This window comes from Chryseobacterium sp. UNC8MFCol (genome assembly GCF_000482305.1).
Lineage (GTDB): Bacteria > Bacteroidota > Bacteroidia > Flavobacteriales > Weeksellaceae > Chryseobacterium > Chryseobacterium indologenes.
The window spans coordinates 194566-214078 of the sequence record NZ_AXUZ01000004.1; the positions used below are offsets into that span (position 1 = coordinate 194566).

Consider the following 19513-nt stretch of genomic DNA (forward strand, 5'->3'; position numbering starts at 1 on the left):
TTGCAAGAAGACTTGTCATGTAATAGAATATCATGTAAAAGTGTTTTTTATATAGGTATTCAAATTATATTTTTAATTTGGTTACTACATACAGATAAAAAAAGATGGAAAATAAGATTATATCAATCATTGTACTGTTGTTGTCGCTCACACTCACTGGCCAGAATAACAAACCTGGTGATGAGTACGGATCAGCCAGAGAAATTATTAAAGATCTTGATTCTATTGTCAACCCCAATGGCATTCAGGAAAGATATAAAGCGGATATTGGCGGTGTAAAACAATGGGTATATGTCCGCGGGCAGAACAAAGAAAATCCTGTTATTCTATTTGTACATGGCGGTCCTGCCTCTCCCATCTCTCCTGTAATGTGGATGTTTCAGCGACCTGTTGAGGAATATTTTACCGTAGTCAATTATGATCAGAGAGCTTCAGGAAAAACATATAATGCCAATGATACTTTGAAGCTGAAAAACACAATCAATATCAATCAATATGTAGATGACGCGATCCACGTAGCTGAATTAATTAAAGAAAAATATAAAAAGAAAAAGGTGATTCTTGTAGGGCATAGCTGGGGAACAATTATTTCCATGAAAGCAGCTTTAAAAAGACCGGACTTATTTTTTGCCTATGTAGGAATCGGACAGATCATTAATACAAAAGATAATGAACGCTTAAGTGTTGATTTTGCTGTAAGAGAAGCCACCAGATTAAAAAATGATGCAGCCTTAAAAGAACTTGCTTCGATATCACCTTATCCTGGAAACACCGCGATTACGAGATCTCGTATTATTATTGCCAGAAAATGGCCTCAATATTACGGAGGACTGACAGCCTACAGGAATAATTCCAGATTTTTCTTCCAGGCACCTTTACTATCCCCTGAGTATTCCTATAATGATGCAGAAGCTATTGGCAAAGGCAGCTTATATACTCTGGCCAAAGTACTTCCCGAATTTCTGGATACTGATTTTAAAAATATAAAGACATTTCCTATTCCGGTTTTTATGTTTTTGGGAAGACATGATTATACGACCCCTTCAGAGCCTACTGCTGAATGGTTGAAAAATGTAAAGGCTCCGTTTAAAAAAGGGATATGGTTTGAAAATTCTGCTCATTTGATTCCCATAGAGGAGCCCGGAAAGTTATTGGTTACTTTAATTACTGACGTGGAACCTGTTTGTAAATAACGGGGTCTTCTTCCTCAACTTCCAGCTGGAAAAGCTCCATTATGGCATTTTGATAATGCGCTGGACGTCCTTCGGCATCAGTTATTTTTTTTGGGCCAAGATGTGAAAATCCGCATTGTATGTAATAATCATTAAGTCGTTGATTTCCAGCCGTGGTATCCATCCTCACATAGAGTTTATTGTTGTCTGCAGCATAATTTTTTGCCCAATCTACGATCTGTTCAACGAATTTCTGTCCTCTGAAGTTGGGATTGGCTGCAATCCTGTGAATATAAATGGAAGGGTCAGCGTTTCGGTCTTCCCAAACCTGATGATCATCGAAAGTAATACTCCAGACACAGGCGATAGCACCATCAACCATAATTTTCCAGTGACGTTTTTCTTTGATTTCTGTTTCGATCATGTTTCGGTCAAATACCGGCCATTGTACGCCGGAGATTTTTTTCTTAAAATCTGAAGCTATGGTATAAACTTCAAAAACCTCATCTGTATCCTGTAAAGAAGTGTTTGCGATCATTATTCCTTTCTTATCCTCAAAAATACGGAAAATAAACGGACGAGCGTTGGCGATCGTTATTCAGAATCGGTATAAATACGGCCCTATTCACCCTATACCGTTGGGAAAAGTAAATAAAAATACTATTTTTATCGGCTGATTAAGAATAGATTCCATTATGCCTACTGACGCTTCTCATAAGCTGATCCCGATGACCACCTTCGTCATTGAATATTATTCAAATGAAGGATATGCCGATCTTCAAATTTTACATTTGATGAATAATTATGCGAACTTTTTAAAAACGCCGCTTACGTTGGGAATGTTTGTTCCCGTAGACCCTCAGGGAAATGTTCTGAAGGAGCCTAAAAACTATGCTGCATGGAAATCTCTTGAGCATAATGACGGAAACAGAACGGATATTGCAGGATTTGAGGAGTATGCTCAATACCAGAGCGCAGAATCTTATTGTATGTTTGAAGGTTTCAGAGTAGATTACAACGGGTATTCCAAAGTGAGAATCGTGGCTGATTATGACACTTCCATCGAATTGTCTTTTAATAAAAACGACCTGCTTCCGTCAGGATTCAATGATGTGGAATCATTGATTGTTTTTGATGATATATTCCTGACTGTTCACGCCTTAAAAACAATCGGGATTAAGATCAAATAAGTTCCTTCCCCAAAAGTAAGATGTTAAAGTCCGGTATTTTATAAAAAAACAAACCTCTTTATGAGTTGATAAAGAGGTTTGTTTTTATGTTTTTATCTGACACATTCGCCGTTGTGACAGGAATAGCCTGCCGGACACATCCCGTTGATACAAGGGCCTGCAACATCAGGATAACATCTTTCATCTGCACGGCAATGGGAATGAGGAGGGCAAAGAGAAATAAGATTTCCCAAGCAAACTCCGACAGGAAGAGGAAGATTTATTTCTATTCCAAGTTCTCCTGCGATTTTTTTCAAGTTTTTTCTGTTTAATTTTTTCATGGCTGGTCAATTTTAAATTAAATACATATCGATTTGATAACAACTAATATATCAAATATAAAAATATTATATAAATAACAACATATTTTACATATTATTTAAAAATCAACTTAAATATAGCCATATAATTTATCATTTCACAAACGATTTAAATATCATACCTCCTTTGTGTATTAATAAAAGTTTAAACAAACTTAATAAGTTATAATTTCAATTATTGAATAACGATTCTGTTTCGGTTATGAATGCAGCCTGCGCTGAATTGATCTTTTTCAAAGCTTCTTCCGCGGTAAACCATTCCCATTGGTCAACTTCCGGGACATCAATGGTTTTGCCGGATTTTGGAGGCCATTCCAATGCAAAGGTGTTGCTGTACAGTCCGGATGCGTCAATACTTCCTTCTACAGCCCATGCATACACTATTTTTCCTCCTTTTTGTTTGATAGGAGTAAGTTCAATAAATTCTCCCGTTATTGTTGTTCCTGTTTCCTCTTCAAACTCTATTAAAGCTCTTGATAATGGATCTTCATCAGGTAGTATTTCTCCTTTTGGAATAGACCATGCGCCAAGGTCTTTATTTTTCCAGAACGGACCTCCCGGATGTACAAGAAAATAATGGAATTCGTTATTTTCTCTTTTAAACAATACAATACCTGCACTGGTTTTCATAGGCATAGCGGTTGAATTTTGCGATTATCAATAAGATTTCCGGAGTTCTTTATTTTGCTTTTGAAGTTGCAAGAACTTCTGAAAGTCTGTTATTTTTGTAGATAAAACTGACCGGAGTACTTTCCCCATCAGGATAATGAAATCCCGGTTCAACAACTCCTTTTACCACTCCGTTTTCTATGCTTTTAAAAAAAGTCTGTGTTTCAGCAAGATCAGCTCCTCTGTTGAAAGAATACTGATAGCTGAGCTTCCCGCCCTTATTAATAAAAATAGCATAATGGGCGTCCCAGTTATTTCCCCCGTCACGTCCTTCAATGGTAAAAGGCATAATAGCATCATCGAGTTGATCTCCGTTAAGATCTCCTATAAGAATAGGGCGTTCCGAATCAAAAATAGATCCTGAAAGCTCGTCCTTTATATCGTAATATACGTCTTCACCAAATTGTTTTGTTTTGGTGGCATTCTTAAAGGCATGCAATACCGCTGTTGTATCGATGGGCTCAACTCTTTTCTCTTTTGTAAGACTGTCTGAAACCTTTTTTATACCTGGAACAACACGAATTGTATCCTGAGGTTTTGTTTCCGCAACAGATTTTTTCTCAGGTTTACAACTTATAACTGCTGAAAAACCCAGCAATGAAAAATATATTTTCTTAAAATGCATATTATAAAAATTGAATATTGACCAAAGGAATTATTGTGAAAGAACTTTGCATCTCCACTCAATGTCTTTTTTCCTTTTCCACTTCTTTTTCCAGACCTTCCTGGAATTCTATCAAAGCTTTGGTGGATCCTGATTTTAAGCTTCCCTTCTTTTCCCCTTCTTCCCATGTTTTAAAAGCCCTTTCTCTTAAGCCTAAAGTAAAATAATAACTTCCCAGGACCGTATATCCTTCAGGCTCACCAAGATCAATAATTTTCTTTGAGAGGGCAATGAGCTCCGGATGAGGCTTTATCTTTTTTGAAGGAATTTTTGTTGCGTCCGTTAGCAGCCCCGGGGTATATTGCATCATTTTTAATCCGAAAAGATTCATACATGCTTTTGCAAGGCCTTTATTGCAAAGTTCTTCATTGATGCCTGAGGTTTTTCCGGATAATAATGCTTCAAAATCTAGATCAGAACCATTGGAGTTCTTTGTCCTGTCATAATATTCGGCTAAGAGCTGTGCTTTCTTTTTAGCGGCCGCCGGATTATGTCTGTTATTGATTTCGGAGCTGTCTTTTTTACGAATCCACATCCCTTTCTCTACCCAGTCTGAAATTCCGGCTATTTTTCCTTTTTTGATTTTGAAAATGAATATACTTTTATCAGGATAGACGATCAGGCTGTCATTTCTTGTAAAATAATCTCCATAATCCATTCCTGCTATTGAAACTTTTCCATTTCCGTCAAAATTGAAATGATCGTATAGTGTTTTATCGGTAGATGCCTTGTAATATCCCTGTAAAGAATTGTCCGCTTCCTGGGCAGATAAAATGTATCCTGAGAATGACAACAAGGTTAAAAGTAATCTCTTTTTCATCATGTTCTACTTCCTGGTATTATTAAAATGATTTTTTACAAAGCTATTGAATAGAAAGGGGAATTTCAATAGTCAATTTCAGCTATTTTATTCATTTAAACCACAGCCGGGAAATCAGCTACATACTAAGGCCCGCGAAGGAAGGATCTATTCTGTTTCAAAAGGAAAAGCCCTCGGAGCAGAGAGCTTTTTAATGAAATAAAGATTTAATAATCGTGACCAGACTCATGGCAATAACCACTATTCCTACAACGACAAACATCTTTTTAGTAGGAAGCTTTGAAGTCAACATGGCAGAGAATGGCGCTGTAAAAACACCTCCCAGTAATAAACCTAAAACGATATTCCAATGATGAATGCCAATTGTAAAAATAAAGGTGATGGCACTAGTTATGGTGAGTAAAAATTTAGCCACCGTAGAACTTCCAACTACATAACGGGGAATTCTGCCTTCTTTGATCAGAGTTCCGGTAACCAATGGTCCCCAGCCGCCGCCGGCAAAAGAGTCTATAAAGCCTCCTACCAATCCCAATATTCTTAAATTGGTTCTGTGCCTGGGTTTTCCCTGAACTGATTTCTTTATTTTAAAAGCATTTCTCAAAATGTTCACTCCCAAATATAAAGTATAACAGGCAATAATGGGTTTTACAATATGAGCGTAGTATTCTCCATAATGAGAAAGAGTCAATGCTCCGATAACAGATCCCACAATTGCTAACGGGAATAATACCAAAACCATTTTTTTATTAACATTTCCCAGTTTATAATGACTGAAACTTCCTGCAGCAGTTGTAAATGATTCTGCCGAATGGATGCTGGCACTGACGACAGGTGGCGGAACATTCAACAATAAAAGGATCGTCGTACAGATAACACCATAGCCCATGCCCATAGATCCTGCTACAATTTCTGCCATAAAACCGGCAAATAACATCCAGTAAAAAATATGACCATCTTTGTTTAAAAAAGTCTGAATATCACCGGAAAGATCAAACTGATACACCACAAGCCCCAATATCGCGAATAAAAGCAGAATTCCGATAATCGCCAGATAGATATTGGCTCTTCGCTGAGCGATTTTGGTAATGCTGATCAGTTTTTCGATCTCCATATCATTCTTTTTCCCTTCAGAAAGATATTCGGTGGTGATTTTATTGAGTTCTTTTACTTTATCATTGAAATCTCCTTGCAGCTGACGGCGGATGTTCTGCATATTATCCAGCACATGATCCATTTCATCAGGAATAATTTCTGTAAAGGTTTCTCTTAAACGCTTAGCGATTGTGGGAGACTTTCCGTTGGTTGAAATAGCGATTTTCAGGCTTCCTTTTTTGACAATGGAACCCAGATAAAAATCGCAAAGTTCAGGTTTGTCTGCAATATTAACCAGAACATTCTTCTGATGGGCCTGATCGCGGATTTGTCCGGCCAATACAAGATCATTGACGGCTATAATGGCAAGGTCTGTATCATTAAAATCGTGGTCTTCGTAAGGTCTTTCATGTAAAATAATATGAGGATACTGATTTTGTAAACTTCTGACCTCTGGAATGATTTCTTTAGCGACCAATTTTATAGGTGTTCCCGGTGAATTACCGAGCACTGATTCTAATTTTTCAAGAGAAACCTTGCCACCGCCAATAATGAGCAGTGACAACGTTTCAAGTTTTAAGAATATGGGGTATAACGAATTACTCATATCTTGATTACAGTTTTAAGTCATACGTAAAAGCGACATAATACAGACCTCCGATCTCAGGGCCGGCTGCATATTGAAAATACCGGCGGTTCAGTAAATTGGTGGCGCCAATTTTTACATTTGCATTGATCTGTGGAATCTTCCAGGTAGCCTGAGCATCGATGGTATAGTAAGCTGGAATTTCACCTGAAGCTAAGGGACTTTCCCACATAAAACGGCTCTGCCATCTTGCAACAAGCGTAAACCCGATGTTTTTGACAATTTCCCTGTTTCCTATGCTGACATTAACCATCCATTTAGGAGTGTTGAAAGCGGTAATAAAAAGATCAGAATTGGTATTGGATGCGAGATCATTATAGGAAACGTTGGTGTTGATATTATAATTTCCCGTTACATTATAACGGATTCCCAGTGAAGTTCCGTAGCTTTTATAAGTATTGTTGCTGTTGGTGTACACCCTGTAACGATCCTGTTTACTTCTGTCCAGCATAGCAAGAACCGCTGCATTGCTTCCTACTTCGCTGTTTTTAGGAACGGCCACTTCCACCTGCCCGAGAAATCCTTCGTAGATATTGTAATAAAAATCCCAATCCAGAACCAGTTTATTATTGAAGATCACGGATTTGTATCCTACTTCAAATGAGTTGATCTTTTCAGGTTGCAATTTTTGAAGGCTCGCTACCACCAAAAGCTGTTTATTGTCCTGTGCAGCCTGAGACTGGCTTTTTCCTCCGTCAACATCGGTATTTACAGCAGAAGTAAACCGGTCGATAGAGGCAAGGGTGTACGAATTTTCAAGATATCCCAATCCTTCATTGACTTTGGATAAGCCTCCTACTCTTCTTACATTGCCGTTATTCACAAATGAAAGAGCCTCAAATAAGGAAGGAAAACGATAGCCGTTCTGGAAGGAAGCCCTGAAATTATGCTGATTGACCGGAGAATAAACAATGCTTATTCTCGGATTCAATTTGGCTTCAAACTCGGGATTCCTGTCAATCCTTAAAGCAGCATTTATTTTTAATTTATCATCGAAAAAAACTTTTGTAATCTGCGCAAAAGCTCCATATTTCCGGTAAATCACATCTTTCCCGAAAGTACCGTTGGCCAGAGGAATATTTCTTTCATTAACCGGCCTGTTGAAGTCGACAAAATTATTTCCGTCCGGAGTGATGCTGTACAAACGATAATCGATCCCTGCCAAAAGGTTAAATATTTTCACAAACCTGCTGAAATCATACGTAAGCTCTCCCTGGTAAAACCTTGATTTTTGCTCAAGCTTAGCACCTCCTGTTGCCGGAGCCCCTGCAACTCCTGCATTGGCAGAATCCCAGTTATTGATTCCGATAATGGTATTTTTTAACTGTTCAAATGCAGCTGTTCCCGGTGCTGCACGATTTTTATCAGCTTCTCTGCGGGCAAGAATGAAAGCGTCATTTAAATTTACACCTGCATTAATGCCATTTTGTAAAGAAGTCTGAAATATACTTTTCCAGTTGTTATTGGAAAGATTGGTAAGATCCAGGTTGTCGGCAAGAGGTTTAAGATTATAGGAATCTCCTGTGTTTTCTAAGGATACATAAGCTCTGAAAGTAAGTTCTTTCCCTGTCAGTTCCACTTTATGATTCTGAACGGTGGCATTCTGTAACCGGATTTTATTCCCTCTCTGAAAAGTTCCGTCCAGCAGACCGTAGCGATATACATAAGAAGCTCTCCACTGATCTCCAAACCGGTAATACAGCCCTGCATCAAACTTGATGTTTTTAACTTCAGGGCTTACCAGATCTTTTTCAAGATATCCCGTCCTGGATACATTGAATGTGGTTGGTTTTCCGTTGTAATCTACTTTTACAGCAACTCTGTTGTTCCTTTCATCGCCATATTTGTTCCAAAGATCTTCTGCCGGATTGTTGACCAGTGCGAAGTTTGGATTTGCAGTGACCAATGAACCCGGATTCTGATCCGTTTGGTTGTTGGAAATCCAGTCTGTACCTGTGAAGTAAGAAGCATTTACCTTAACCGCCCAATTTTTATTGAAAACTTTAGCAAATCTAAGGGCACTTTCTCCTAAAGAACTGATTTTGTGATTGACATTGTCAACGTGGTTCACCCCGCCTCTGAAATACACGCTTAATCCCTGAGAAGTAAACGGATCTTTGGTCTGAAGGCTGGCCAGTCCGTTGATGGCATTCATTCCATACAGTGCAGAAGCAGCACCGGGAGTAACTTCCATAGACTGAATGTCGAGTTCTGTAGGTCCAATGGCATTTCCCAGAGGAACTCCCAATGTAGCCGATTGTACATCTACTCCATCTACGAGCTGCATAAACCGGAAATTATTGGGAGAATTGAATCCCCTGGAATTGGGAATTTTCAACGTCAGACTGGAGGTTAACAGCTGCAGCCCTTTTACATTTTCCAAGGTTTCATAAAAAGAAGCTGCCGGACTTTCTCTGATCGTTTTGATGTCAATCTTTTCAATGGCGATCGGAGACTTTAGTATTTTTTCAGGAACTCTGGATGCTGAAATAACCACCGCATCAATAATGGTGTTCTGCGGGTTTAAACCAACCGTAATTTTATTGGAAGGAGAAAGAACTTCAACCGTCTGTCCTGAAAACCCCTCTTTGTTGATCACCAACCGGAAAGGAATGGTAACTCTGGTCCGTATTTTAAAATTACCCAGCTGATCGGTTACAGCAATATCTTCCGTATTCTCAATCTGTACTTTTACAGAATCAAGACCTTTGTGGGTTCCTGTATTTTTTATACTTCCGCTTAATTCAATAAGCTGTTGCTGTGCTTTTGCTGCGTTGAAAGAGAGAAAACTAATGGCGACGATACCCGCTTTGGGCAGAAAATTTCCCTGTTTTTTGTTTTTCATTTTTTCTTCATTTTTTAAGGTTGAGAATGAGACTGCCTGAACTTTTTTACCCTTAATGATGAAAATCTTCAATATGATTTCATATTACAATGGAAGGGCTTAAGATTCCCCTCCTGTGGAGGGGTGGCGAAAATTCAAAGAATTTTTGACGGGGTGGTTTAAACCGTTAATATAATCCTGAGATTGCTTCTCCTTTGGCTCGCATTGACAGGATGTAATATTAACTTTTCCTCGTGGTTCAAAAAGTTGAAACAGCTTTGTATATATTGTTATTTTGAAAAGCAACAACACATACACATTCGTTCACCTGAAAGAAGAAGTTGAGTTTTTATATTTTTTTTCAGATTATCAAGAAAATAAGCCATATAATCAGTTTAAAGTTTGCAAATAACGGTAAGAAAAATCACCGAATGTTTCTTCCGAAAGTCTTTTGTGTACGTAAATCCCGAAAAGTTCATCCAGTGTGGCAAGAATTTCTTCTTCCCCTATATTTTCTTTAAATTTTGTATTCAGACGCATGCCCAGGCGGTCTCCACCGATGTGAAGATTGTACTTTCCGTAAGCGGTACCCACAAATCCTATTTCAGCATTGGGAGATCTTCCGCAACCGTTAGGACAACCGGTCATACGAATGGTAATATCTTCTTCCAGAAGACCATATTTTTCAAGGATAGGTTCTATTTTAGTAACCAGAGACGGTAGATAACGCTGGGCTTCGGCTAATGCTAAAGAACAGGTATTTAAAGCCACGCAGGCTACAGAATTTTTACGAAGTGCACTGGCACCATCCGTATTCCCTGAAATGCCATATTCCTGTAGAAGATTTTCGATTTCAGCTTTATCCTCTTCATGGATGTCTGCCAGAATAAGATTCTGATTACAGGTAAATCTGAAGTTGACCTTTCCGGTTTGAGCAATTTTTAATAAACCTGATTTTAAAGGATATTCCGGTGTATCAAGTACTCTGCCATGCTCCACAAATAAGGTGTAGAACCATTTGCCTTCGTGATTCTGTATCCAGCCGTACCGGTCTTTTCTCTGTTCAAACCTGAAATCTCTGGCCGGCTCAAAACTGAAGCCGGTTCTTTTCTCAACTTCGGCTCTGTACTGGTCAATTCCCAGTTTATCTATGGTATATTTTAACCTGGATAGTTTTCTATCGCTTCTGTTTCCGAAATCTCTCTGTACGGTAATAATTTCATAGACTGCTTTTAACACTTTTTCTTCCGTATCCACAAATCCCAGTACTGAGGCAAGACGGGCATAAGTAGATTCATTTCCGTGGGTAGCACCCAATCCGCCACCGGCAGCAATATTATATCCTGCAATCTTTCCGTTTTCAATAATAGCAATCAATGCAATATCATTGATGAAAACATCCACATCATTATTGGGAGGAACGGCAATCCCTATTTTTAATTTTCTGGGAAGATACCGGTCCTGATACAGCGGATCTTCTTCGGATTTCCGGTCTACAACAAGCTCATCATCAATCCAGATATCATAATACGACTGGGTTTTTGGAAGACACATTTCACTTATTTTACCTGCCAGTTCATAAGCCTCATGTTGCAGCGGTGATTCTGACGGATTGGCTGTACAGGTTACATTTCTGTTCACATCACCACAGGCGGCAATAGAATCAAGATGTTGCAGGTTAAAGCTTTGGATGGTAGGCTTTAAATGAGATTTTAAAATACCATGCAGCTGGATCGTTTGTCGGGTTGTTATTTTTATGGTCCCTGTAGAATGATCTTTTGCCGTTTCGTTGAGCCCTACCCATTGTTCAGAAGTTAAAAAACCTCCGGGCAGTCTCAGACGGATCATATAAGAATATAACCACTCCAGTTTTTTGGCGACACGTTCTTCCCTTCTGTCTCTGTCGTCCTGCTGATACATGCCGTGAAATTTAATCAGCGTCTGATCATCTTCTCTGATGGCTCCTGTAAAGTCATCCGAAAGACTTTCCTTTAAAGTTCCTCTCAGTCCGTTGCTTCCGGTTTTAATTCTTTCTACCGGTGAAAGATTATCTTTATTATCGTTGCTCATAATTTTTTCCTTTAATTTTTGCTACTACTTCAGGGAGTTTTAATACACATCTTTGGCGTATCTGCCGCTCAGTTCCATTTCTTCAAGATAATGCAGGGCTTGCTCTTTGTTTTTTTTTCCTTCGTTCTGAATAATGTTCAACAAGGTTTCTTCTACATCCCGGCTCATAGGTTCTTTGGCTCCGCATACATACACAGATGCGCCTCCTTCGAGCCAGTAAAAGACTTCCCGAGCTTTTTGTTCCAGTTTATGCTGAACATAGACTTTCTCTGCGGTATCTCTGGAAAAAGCAAGATCTAAATGCGTAAGACTTCCTGTTTTAAGAAAATCCTGAAGTTCAGCCTGATAAAGAAAATCTGAAACAAAATTCCTGTCTCCGAAAAACAACCAGTTTCTTCCTTCAGCTCCTACCGCATCACGCTCCCAAAGGAAAGACCTGAACGGAGCAATTCCTGTTCCGGGCCCGATCATAATTATATCTTTATCATGCTCAGGCAGTTTGAAATGACCGGCATTCTGGATATAAAATTCAACCTCCTGTCCTTCACTGAATTCACTAAGGAAACCGCTGCAAAGCCCGTTATATTTCTGGTGATCAATAAAAAACTCCGATTTGGCTACGGTAATATGAATTTCAGTATCACCATGAGCTTCCAGTGAAGATGATATCGAATACAAACGCGGAGCCTGTCCTGTGAGGATCTGAAGGACCTCTTCAAATTCTTCTGCATGTTTTACCGGATAAATTCTCAGGAGATCCAGCAGGCCCAAACGTACTTCAGGAATAGTATGTCCTGTGATTTTAGCGTACTGGGCAACTACGGATTTCAGCAAATAACTGATGTTAAGATGTCTTTGTAGAAGCTGTTCCACAGAATCAGTTACTTTGTGGGTTTCTATTTGTTTTTGAGAATCAATACCGGTCAGGGCAATGATTTCTTCAACTGCCTGCTTTGAATTATATGGTAAAATCCCCAATGCTGCACCAGGTTGATAAGCGAGTGCTTCTTCCGTTTCTATTTCTATGTGATAAGTTTCTTTGTCGGAAGTAATATCGTTGAGATTGATAATTGATGATACTTTTCCGTGGTATTTTTTTCGTCCTGCCGAAACTTTTGGAGCGGAAATATTTTTGGAGGAAGTTTCAGATGTTTTATGGACCGTTTCAAATACATGCTCGATCCAATGGCTGGCTTCCTGCTCATAGTCGATGTCACATTTTTTTAATGGAATGATACGTTGGGCACCCAGGATTTCAAAACGGTAGTCAACCTCTTCTCCTGTTTTGCAAAACTGAGGATAGCTGCTGTCTCCCAACGCTAAAATTCCAAATTTAAGATGGGTAAGATTGATTTCATTTTCATGAATATAATCATAGAATTTTTTGGCTAATGCCGGCGGTTCTCCCTCTCCCTGTGTACTGATTACCACAAAAAAGAATTCTTCTTTGGCCAGATCTTTAGGTTTGTATTGTGAAAGGTCTGACAGTTTTACCTGAACTCCTTTCTTTTTTATAATAGTGGCTAAACTTGTCGCCAGTTTTTTACTGTTTCCGGTTTCTGTACCATAAGCCAGTGTTATTTTTTTTACAGCATTTGAAGCAGTAATTTCTGTTTGAAGTGGTGGCAGTACGGTAGCAGACAGACTTCCTCCGGCCAATCCGGCAAGGTATCCGCTCGCCCATATGGCTTCATCTCTGGAAAAATCACCGGATATTTGTTTAAGGACGTTTAATTTAGTTTCAGACAGCATATTCAAAGAAATTTTGATGATTAGGGATTAGACTTCCGTTTTCTACAGATTTGAAATAAAGACCTTCCTGCTGTGCATTTTCAAGCCACGAAAATTCTTCATGAAGGTTAACAATTTTACCTATGACCACTAATGAAGGGGAAGCAAAGTTTTGGGTTCCGAATTTTTCATTAAACTCCTCAAATAAAGAGGTGTATACCTTTTGGAAAGGTGTTGTGGCCTGTTCAATGACCGCGATTTTTTTATCGGCAGAAATTTCAAGGGTCTTCAGTCTTTCAACAAGACCGTTAAGTGTTCCCTTTGACATATAAAATACCAGTGTATCATTCGTAGCAGCCAGTTCTTTCCAGTATTCCTCACTTACAATTTCGGATGTATAATAGGTCAGGAAGCGAACCGAGGTTGAATATCCTCTTGCCGTCAAAGGCATACCTGCAAACGCAGCAGCTCCGAGTGCGGCAGTAATTCCGGGAATAATCTCGTAAGGAATATGATTGCTTTTTAAAGCCTGTAATTCATCCAGAATATTGGAAAATATGGAAACATCTCCCCCTTTAAGTCGTACAATGGTTTTGTTCTGAAGGGCATACTCCACCATCAAAGTATTGATATGAGATTGAGGAGTGGATGCATTTTTACTACATTCTTTACCTACATAAATAACTTCAGTATTCGGGCTGACATAGGTTTCCAGGATTTCAGGACTTACCAGGCGGTCGCATAAAATAACGTCTGCTATGGCAATGGCTTTTACGGCTTTTACAGTGATCAGTTCAGGGTTGCCGGGTCCTGCACCGATAAGGTAAACCTTTGGTGATTTTATATTTGTTTTCATTGAAGTAGGTGTTAGTTAAGGATTTAGAAGAGTCCTTCTACTGACAGATACCTTTCCCCGGTATCATAGTTGATGGTAAGAATTTTAGCGTTAGATGGTATTTCGGGTAAATGTTTTGCAATGGCAGCCAGAGCAGCTCCTGTAGAAACGCCTACAAAAAGTCCTTCTTTTTTAGCCGCATTAAGAGCATATTCGTAAGCTTCATCTTTGCCTACCGTGATCACTCCGTCTAAAAGAGTGATATCAAGGATAGATGGTACAAAACCGGCTCCCAGCCCTTGCAAAGGGTGTGGTGCAGGACTTCCTCCGCTTAGGACAGGAGATAATTCCGGCTCTACGGCAAATACTTTAACATTCGGGAATTTTTCCTTCACTGCTGTGGCGATACCTGTGATATGCCCTCCCGTTCCTACTCCTGTGATGATGTAATCAAGGCCGTCCGGGAAATCATTGATAATTTCCTGTGCTGTGGTTTCGGTATGAACCTTTACGTTTGCAGGGTTATCAAACTGTCTTGGAATCCATGAGTTGGGAGTTTCTTCAGCCAGTTCATTGGCTTTTTCGATGGCTCCTTTCATTCCCTTTTCTCTTGGAGTCAGTACGAATTCGGCTCCGTAGGCTTCCATAATTTTACGACGTTCAATACTCATGCTTTCCGGCATTACCAGAATAAGTTTGTATCCTTTAACAGCAGCCACCAGTGCCAGACCTATTCCTGTGTTTCCGCTGGTAGGTTCTATAATGGTGCTGTCTTTATTTAATAATCCTTTTGCTTCGGCATCTTCAATCATTGCCAGGGCAATTCTGTCTTTAATGCTTCCTCCGGGATTGGATTTTTCAAGTTTAATCCAGACTTCATGATCTGAACTGAATAGTTTATTGATTTTTACGACGGGTGTATTTCCTATCGCTTCAAGTGTGTTCTGAAATTTCATATCAATATATTTTTACTTTTTGTTTTTTTAAATCACAAAGGTTAATGACTCCGGTAATGAAGTGTTATCCTTTATTTTTATTTCACTTTTATGATACACCAGAGAATTGGCGGGTACATTCTGTGTAATCCAGACATTTCCTCCGATAATGCTTTCTCTGCCTATGGTTGTATTTCCTCCCAGAATTGTGGCCCCTGAATAGATGATCACATCGTCTTCAATAGTAGGATGCCTTTTCTGATGGGCTTTTTCTTTGGAAACATTCAATGCACCGAGAGTAACTCCCTGATAGATTTTCACATGATTCCCGATAATGGTTGTCTCTCCGATGACGATTCCGGTTCCGTGATCAATGAAAAACGATTTTCCGATTTCTGCCCCGGGATGGATATCAATTCCGGTTTTGCTGTGTGCATACTCGGAAATAACCCTTGGTAATATTTTTACTTCCTGCTTCCATAGCTGATGAGAAATACGGTATACATAGGTGGCAAAAAAGCCGGGATATGCAAGGTATACTTCTTCCAGCGAATCTGCAGCCGGATCAAATTCCATAATAGACTGCGCATCCAGAACCAGAAGATCATAAAGTTCCGGTAAAGAGGCGAAAAACTTTTGGGTATGAGTCTCTGCCAGCTTTTGATTTCCCGTTACTACATGAGTCAGTTCAAAAAGGGTATTGTGAAGTGTTTCAAAATTCTTTTTCAACTGATCTTCACTATGATCTTTTTGAGGAAGGAAAAGTGTTTCGTACAAATCCTTTACCCATTTTTTGGTTTTTATTTTGTCAAAGAATCCATGAATATTATTTTGTTTGCTGCGATGAATTCTTTCAATTAAATGATTGGAAATAGCCATTGTTTCTATTGAATTATACAGGCTGCAACAGTTGAATTAGAAGTTTCATCCACCAAAATTGCAGACCCTGTTGTTTTATTATTGATAAAACTATCATAGACCAAAGGCTGTGCCGTTCGAAGGGTTACTTTTACAATTTCATTAAGTTTAATATCGCTGTCTACCTGCTCACGATTAAGGGTATTGACATTGATTTTATAATCCACTTCTTTTACGATCGTTTTTACCAGTCTGCTGTTTTGTTGCAACAGGTATTTATTACCCGGCTGCAAAGGTTTCTGATCCAGCCAGCATAGCAAAACTTGCAGGTCTTTTTCAACAGCCGGAAGCTGATCTTCAGTGGCAAAAATATCTCCTCGGCTGATGTCCAGATCATGTAAGGTATGGATTACTGCGGGTTGTCCTTCCAATGCTTCCTCCTTTTCTACTCCGTTGATTTCTATTTTGGAGATTTCCGTGGTTAATCCTGCAGGAAGAATCTGAATGGTGTCTCCTGTTTTGAATGTTCCGCTTACGATCTGGCCTGCATATCCTCTGTAATCATGCAGTTCTTCTGTTTGAGGTCTGATGACATACTGTACTTGGAAACGATTTCCGGTATTGGATTCTTCATTCAATGTTACCTGTTCCAGGTATTCCAGAAGAGAATTTCCTTCGTACCATTCGGTTCTTGATGATTTGGAAACGATATTATCTCCTTTCAGAGCCGAAATCGGGAAATAACTTACCTCCTGTAATCCCAGATTATCTGCTATTTTGGAATAGTCTGATTTTATAGCTTCAAAAACATCTTCCGAATAATCTACCATATCCATTTTATTGATGGCTACGGCAACTTTTTTCAGTTTTAGTAATGAAGCAATGATAGAATGTCTTCTTGTCTGCTCAATCACTCCCTTCCGGGCATCAATAAGAATGACCATCAATTCGGAGTTGGATGCACCGGTGATCATGTTACGCGTGTATTGAACATGACCCGGAGCATCGGCAATAATAAACTTTCTTTTGGGAGTAGAAAAATACCTGTAGGCAACATCAATCGTGATTCCCTGTTCTCTTTCTGCACGCAATCCGTCTGTGAGAAGGGCGAGATCTACCCCGTCTTCATTTTTGTTTTTAGAATGTTTTTCAAGGACTTCAAGCTGATCCTGTAAAATACTTTTGCTATCGTAAAGCAGTCTGCCGATAAGGGTGCTTTTCCCGTCATCTACGCTTCCTGCCGTTATAAATCTTAATATATCCATCCGATTTTGTTTATAAGTAATGAGTAATTGGTAATGAGTAATTTATGGTTGAAAGAGAAAAGCCCTTTGTGTATTGCTGATTACTCATTATTGATTCCTTATCTAAAAATAGCCTCCTTTTTTTCTGTCTTCCATTGCTGCTTCGGTTACCCTGTCGTCTATTCTCGTTTCGCCACGTTCTGAAATTCTGGTGGCAACTATTTCTTCAATAACGGCATCAATGGTTTCTGCGTGAGATTCAACGGCTGCGGTACAGGTCATATCACCCACCGTTCTGTAGCGTATTTTCCGGGTGGTAATAATATCCTCCGGTTCCAGAAATACATGCTCGGAATTGGCCAGCCATTGCCCGTTAAAATCTACCACTTCCCTCTCATGCGAGAAGTAAATAGAAGGTAAAGCAATTTTCTCTCTGCGGATATAGTTCCAGATATCGAGCTCTGTCCAGTTGCTGATCGGGAAAATTCTTACGTTTTCTCCTTTGTGGATTTTTCCGTTGAAAATATTCCACAACTCCGGGCGCTGAAGTTTAGGATCCCATTGTCCGAATTCGTCACGCACGGAGAATATTCTCTCCTTTGCTCTGGCTTTTTCTTCATCTCTCCGGGCTCCTCCGATACAGGCATCAAATTCAAATTCTTCAATTGTATCGAGTAAAGTATAAGTCTGAAGCCAGTTTCTGCTTGGAAATTTACCTTTAGCCTCTGTTAATTTTTTAGCTTTGATGGTATCTTCTACTTTTCTGGCTACCAGATCTACGTGTAACCGGGCTACCAGTTGATCACGGAATTCCAATACCTCCGGAAAGTTATGTCCGGTATCAACATGTACAAATTTGAAAGGGATTTTTCCATGAAAAAAAGCTTTTCGCGCCAGATGAGCCAGAACAATACTGTCTTTCCCACCACTGAATAATAAAGCGGGACGTTCAAACTGTCCTGCGACTTCTCTTAATATATAAATAGACTCTGCTTCCAGCTGATCTAAATAGTTTAATTGATGTATTGACATTTTTATCTTTTTTATTGATGAATATGCAAACCGCACTCTTTTTTATTGGCATCTTCCCACCACCAGCGGCCTGCCCTGAAATCTTCCCCCTCTTTAATTGCTCTTGTACAAGGCGCACATCCGATGCTTACGAATCCTTTTTTATGAAGCTGATTATATGGTAAATGATGGGTTTGTACATAATCGGTTACCTGCTCCGATGTCCAGTGAAGAAGCGGATGGTATTTTATGATCTGATTATCCGGGTCCCACTCCAGCTGGGGCATATTTTGTCTGTTGGCAGAATGTTCTGAACGTAATCCTGTAATCCAGACTTTATAGCCTTGGAGTGCTTTTTTTAACGGATGTACTTTACGAATGGTACAGCAGGTTTTTCTCTGCTCCACGGACTGATAAAATGAATCGGGTCCGTTTTGGGTAACAAATTCTTTGATTTCTTCGGTATCCGGATAATAGGCTTTGATGTTCTTCTTGAAAAAAGCTTTTGTATTCATCCATGTTTCATAAGTCTGTTCGAAAAGTCTTCCCGTATCCAGAGTGAAGATTTCGATATCCAGATTTTTGATGAGATGAGTAATTACCTGATCCTCATAACTGAAACTGGTTGAGAAAATAAGCTTACCGGGAAATTTTTCTGCTAATATCTCCAGTGCATGAGCTTGTGAAGAGTTCTCAGAGAGCTCTGTCAGTAGTTTTTCAAATTCATTTTTCAGATTGTTTTCCATATCCAATTGAAATTAAGTATTGCAAATATATACAAATTTCTATAACTCCTATCAAAATAGTAGGATTTAAATTAAAAAAAATTTATTTGTTATTGATAAACTTAGTCAGAGTAGCTTCCATCATGCTTGTTCTGGTCTTTTCACGAACGATCATTAATTCTTTTCTGAGGTAACAAACTGCTTCATCCACACAATCATCACAAGCTTCGTAAAAGTTTAAAGAGACACAAGGAGTCAGGGCAATAGGTCCGTCAAAGATGCGGTAAATATCTGCTAATGAAACCTCATCAGGTGATTTTAACAGATAATACCCTCCTACTTTACCTTGCTTACTGTTAACAAGTTTAGCTCTTTTAAGTTCGAGAAGAATCTGTTCTAAAAATTTCTTAGGAATGTTCTCGTCCTGTGCAATAACGGAAGTGGGCAGAAAGCCTTGATTGTAATTTCTTGCTAATCTGACCATTGCTTTTAGTGCGTATTTGCAGCGTTTCGACATCATAATTCCTGCAAGTTATGATAAATTATTGATAAATGAAATGTTTTGCGATGAGAGGGTAATTCTCTTTTGACTGATTTTTAATGCTAAAATAGTTTAACCACAAAAGTTCTTAAACACTTAAGTTTAATTTAAGTTACACGCAGACTGC

At 39.1% G+C, this 19513-nt stretch carries 18 protein-coding genes; 2 read left to right on the forward strand and 16 right to left on the reverse strand.

The window, feature by feature from the left end; genetic code table 11:
• Positions 1-104 precede the first annotated feature (104 nt).
• Entirely contained in the window at positions 105-1193 is a 1089-nt protein-coding gene (locus tag M030_RS0104060) for an alpha/beta hydrolase (RefSeq protein ID WP_051584883.1), read from the forward strand.
• On the opposite strand, the gene M030_RS23720 is transcribed toward M030_RS0104060, so the two are convergent.
• On the reverse strand, positions 1165-1710 hold the full coding sequence (locus M030_RS23720) for a GNAT family N-acetyltransferase (protein WP_051584885.1): 546 nt from the start codon (positions 1708-1710) through the stop codon (positions 1165-1167). The genes M030_RS0104060 and M030_RS23720 overlap by 29 nt on opposite strands.
• 157 nt (positions 1711-1867) lie before the next feature.
• On the opposite strand from M030_RS23720, the gene M030_RS0104070 reads away from it, so the two are divergent.
• The gene (locus M030_RS0104070) at positions 1868-2362 is read left to right on the forward strand and encodes a hypothetical protein (RefSeq protein WP_027372373.1); all 495 of its coding nucleotides are present in this window, start codon (positions 1868-1870) and stop codon (positions 2360-2362) included.
• Between the two features lie 92 nt (positions 2363-2454).
• On the opposite strand, the gene M030_RS0104075 is transcribed toward M030_RS0104070, so the two are convergent.
• The 15 genes from M030_RS0104075 to M030_RS0104150 form a co-directional block, all read right to left on the reverse strand.
• On the reverse strand, positions 2455-2682 hold the full coding sequence (locus M030_RS0104075; RefSeq protein ID WP_027372374.1) for a hypothetical protein: 228 nt from the start codon (positions 2680-2682) through the stop codon (positions 2455-2457).
• Positions 2683-2892: 210 nt separating this feature from the next.
• Positions 2893-3351, reverse strand: a complete 459-nt coding sequence (locus M030_RS0104080; RefSeq protein WP_027372375.1) for an NUDIX hydrolase — start codon at positions 3349-3351, stop codon at positions 2893-2895.
• Between the two features lie 49 nt (positions 3352-3400).
• A complete protein-coding gene (locus tag M030_RS0104085) occupies positions 3401-4015 on the reverse strand; it encodes a hypothetical protein (protein ID WP_027372376.1) in 615 nt (204 codons plus the stop codon).
• Between the two features lie 58 nt (positions 4016-4073).
• Entirely contained in the window at positions 4074-4877 is an 804-nt protein-coding gene (locus M030_RS0104090; protein ID WP_227533078.1) for a hypothetical protein, read from the reverse strand.
• 187 nt (positions 4878-5064) lie between these two features.
• Positions 5065-6573, reverse strand: a complete 1509-nt coding sequence (locus tag M030_RS0104100) for a TSUP family transporter (RefSeq protein WP_027372378.1) — start codon at positions 6571-6573, stop codon at positions 5065-5067.
• Between the two features lie 7 nt (positions 6574-6580).
• Positions 6581-9457: a TonB-dependent receptor gene (locus tag M030_RS0104105; RefSeq protein WP_027372379.1), complete on the reverse strand. Its 2877-nt coding sequence runs from the start codon at positions 9455-9457 to the stop codon at positions 6581-6583.
• A gap of 369 nt (positions 9458-9826) precedes the next feature.
• Positions 9827-11506, reverse strand: a complete 1680-nt coding sequence (locus tag M030_RS0104110) for an NADPH-dependent assimilatory sulfite reductase hemoprotein subunit (protein WP_027372380.1) — start codon at positions 11504-11506, stop codon at positions 9827-9829.
• A gap of 39 nt (positions 11507-11545) precedes the next feature.
• Positions 11546-13258 carry a sulfite reductase flavoprotein subunit alpha gene (locus M030_RS0104115; protein WP_027372381.1) on the reverse strand — a complete coding sequence of 571 codons (1713 nt, stop codon included), beginning with the start codon at positions 13256-13258 and terminating at the stop codon, positions 11546-11548.
• A complete protein-coding gene (gene cobA, locus M030_RS0104120; RefSeq protein WP_027372382.1) occupies positions 13248-14093 on the reverse strand; it encodes a uroporphyrinogen-III C-methyltransferase in 846 nt (281 codons plus the stop codon). Before cobA ends, M030_RS0104115 begins: the two co-directional genes overlap by 11 nt.
• Positions 14094-14116: 23 nt before the next feature.
• Positions 14117-15028: a cysteine synthase A gene (cysK, locus tag M030_RS0104125; protein ID WP_027372383.1), complete on the reverse strand. Its 912-nt coding sequence runs from the start codon at positions 15026-15028 to the stop codon at positions 14117-14119.
• Between the two features lie 27 nt (positions 15029-15055).
• Positions 15056-15886, reverse strand: coding sequence for a serine O-acetyltransferase EpsC (gene epsC, locus M030_RS0104130; RefSeq protein ID WP_027372384.1), 831 nt, complete (start codon positions 15884-15886; stop codon positions 15056-15058).
• A 5-nt stretch (positions 15887-15891) separates the two neighbouring features.
• The gene (locus M030_RS0104135; protein WP_027372385.1) at positions 15892-17130 is read right to left on the reverse strand and encodes a sulfate adenylyltransferase subunit 1; all 1239 of its coding nucleotides are present in this window, start codon (positions 17128-17130) and stop codon (positions 15892-15894) included.
• 102 nt (positions 17131-17232) lie between these two features.
• Positions 17233-18141 carry a sulfate adenylyltransferase subunit CysD gene (gene cysD / locus M030_RS0104140; protein ID WP_027372386.1) on the reverse strand — a complete coding sequence of 303 codons (909 nt, stop codon included), beginning with the start codon at positions 18139-18141 and terminating at the stop codon, positions 17233-17235.
• Positions 18142-18152: 11 nt separating this feature from the next.
• Positions 18153-18866 carry a phosphoadenylyl-sulfate reductase gene (locus M030_RS0104145; protein ID WP_027372387.1) on the reverse strand — a complete coding sequence of 238 codons (714 nt, stop codon included), beginning with the start codon at positions 18864-18866 and terminating at the stop codon, positions 18153-18155.
• 82 nt (positions 18867-18948) lie between these two features.
• Complete coding sequence (locus M030_RS0104150) at positions 18949-19365, reverse strand: RrF2 family transcriptional regulator (protein WP_027372388.1); 417 nt, start codon at positions 19363-19365, stop codon at positions 18949-18951.
• Between the last annotated feature and the right edge of the window lie 148 nt (positions 19366-19513).

What these genes read in the sequence shown, in the direction of transcription:
- M030_RS0104135 (WP_027372385.1), bottom strand. Translation starts at nt 17,130, where the DNA reads ATGGATATATTAAGATTTATAACGGCAGGAAGCGTAGATGACGGGAAA.
- cysK (WP_027372383.1), bottom strand. Translation starts at nt 15,028, where the DNA reads ATGAAATTTCAGAACACACTTGAAGCGATAGGAAATACACCCGTCGTA.
- M030_RS0104060 (WP_051584883.1), top strand. Translation starts at nt 105, where the DNA reads ATGGAAAATAAGATTATATCAATCATTGTACTGTTGTTGTCGCTCACA.
- cysD (WP_027372386.1), bottom strand. Translation starts at nt 18,141, where the DNA reads ATGTCAATACATCAATTAAACTATTTAGATCAGCTGGAAGCAGAGTCT.
- M030_RS0104150 (WP_027372388.1), bottom strand. Translation starts at nt 19,365, where the DNA reads ATGATGTCGAAACGCTGCAAATACGCACTAAAAGCAATGGTCAGATTA.
- M030_RS23720 (WP_051584885.1), bottom strand. Translation starts at nt 1,710, where the DNA reads ATGATCGCAAACACTTCTTTACAGGATACAGATGAGGTTTTTGAAGTT.
- M030_RS0104145 (WP_027372387.1), bottom strand. Translation starts at nt 18,866, where the DNA reads ATGGAAAACAATCTGAAAAATGAATTTGAAAAACTACTGACAGAGCTC.
- epsC (WP_027372384.1), bottom strand. Translation starts at nt 15,886, where the DNA reads ATGGCTATTTCCAATCATTTAATTGAAAGAATTCATCGCAGCAAACAA.
- M030_RS0104075 (WP_027372374.1), bottom strand. Translation starts at nt 2,682, where the DNA reads ATGAAAAAATTAAACAGAAAAAACTTGAAAAAAATCGCAGGAGAACTT.
- M030_RS0104080 (WP_027372375.1), bottom strand. Translation starts at nt 3,351, where the DNA reads ATGAAAACCAGTGCAGGTATTGTATTGTTTAAAAGAGAAAATAACGAA.
- M030_RS0104090 (WP_227533078.1), bottom strand. Translation starts at nt 4,877, where the DNA reads ATGATGAAAAAGAGATTACTTTTAACCTTGTTGTCATTCTCAGGATAC.
- M030_RS0104110 (WP_027372380.1), bottom strand. Translation starts at nt 11,506, where the DNA reads ATGAGCAACGATAATAAAGATAATCTTTCACCGGTAGAAAGAATTAAA.
- M030_RS0104115 (WP_027372381.1), bottom strand. Translation starts at nt 13,258, where the DNA reads ATGCTGTCTGAAACTAAATTAAACGTCCTTAAACAAATATCCGGTGAT.
- M030_RS0104070 (WP_027372373.1), top strand. Translation starts at nt 1,868, where the DNA reads ATGCCTACTGACGCTTCTCATAAGCTGATCCCGATGACCACCTTCGTC.
- cobA (WP_027372382.1), bottom strand. Translation starts at nt 14,093, where the DNA reads ATGAAAACAAATATAAAATCACCAAAGGTTTACCTTATCGGTGCAGGA.
- M030_RS0104105 (WP_027372379.1), bottom strand. Translation starts at nt 9,457, where the DNA reads ATGAAAAACAAAAAACAGGGAAATTTTCTGCCCAAAGCGGGTATCGTC.
- M030_RS0104085 (WP_027372376.1), bottom strand. Translation starts at nt 4,015, where the DNA reads ATGCATTTTAAGAAAATATATTTTTCATTGCTGGGTTTTTCAGCAGTT.
- M030_RS0104100 (WP_027372378.1), bottom strand. Translation starts at nt 6,573, where the DNA reads ATGAGTAATTCGTTATACCCCATATTCTTAAAACTTGAAACGTTGTCA.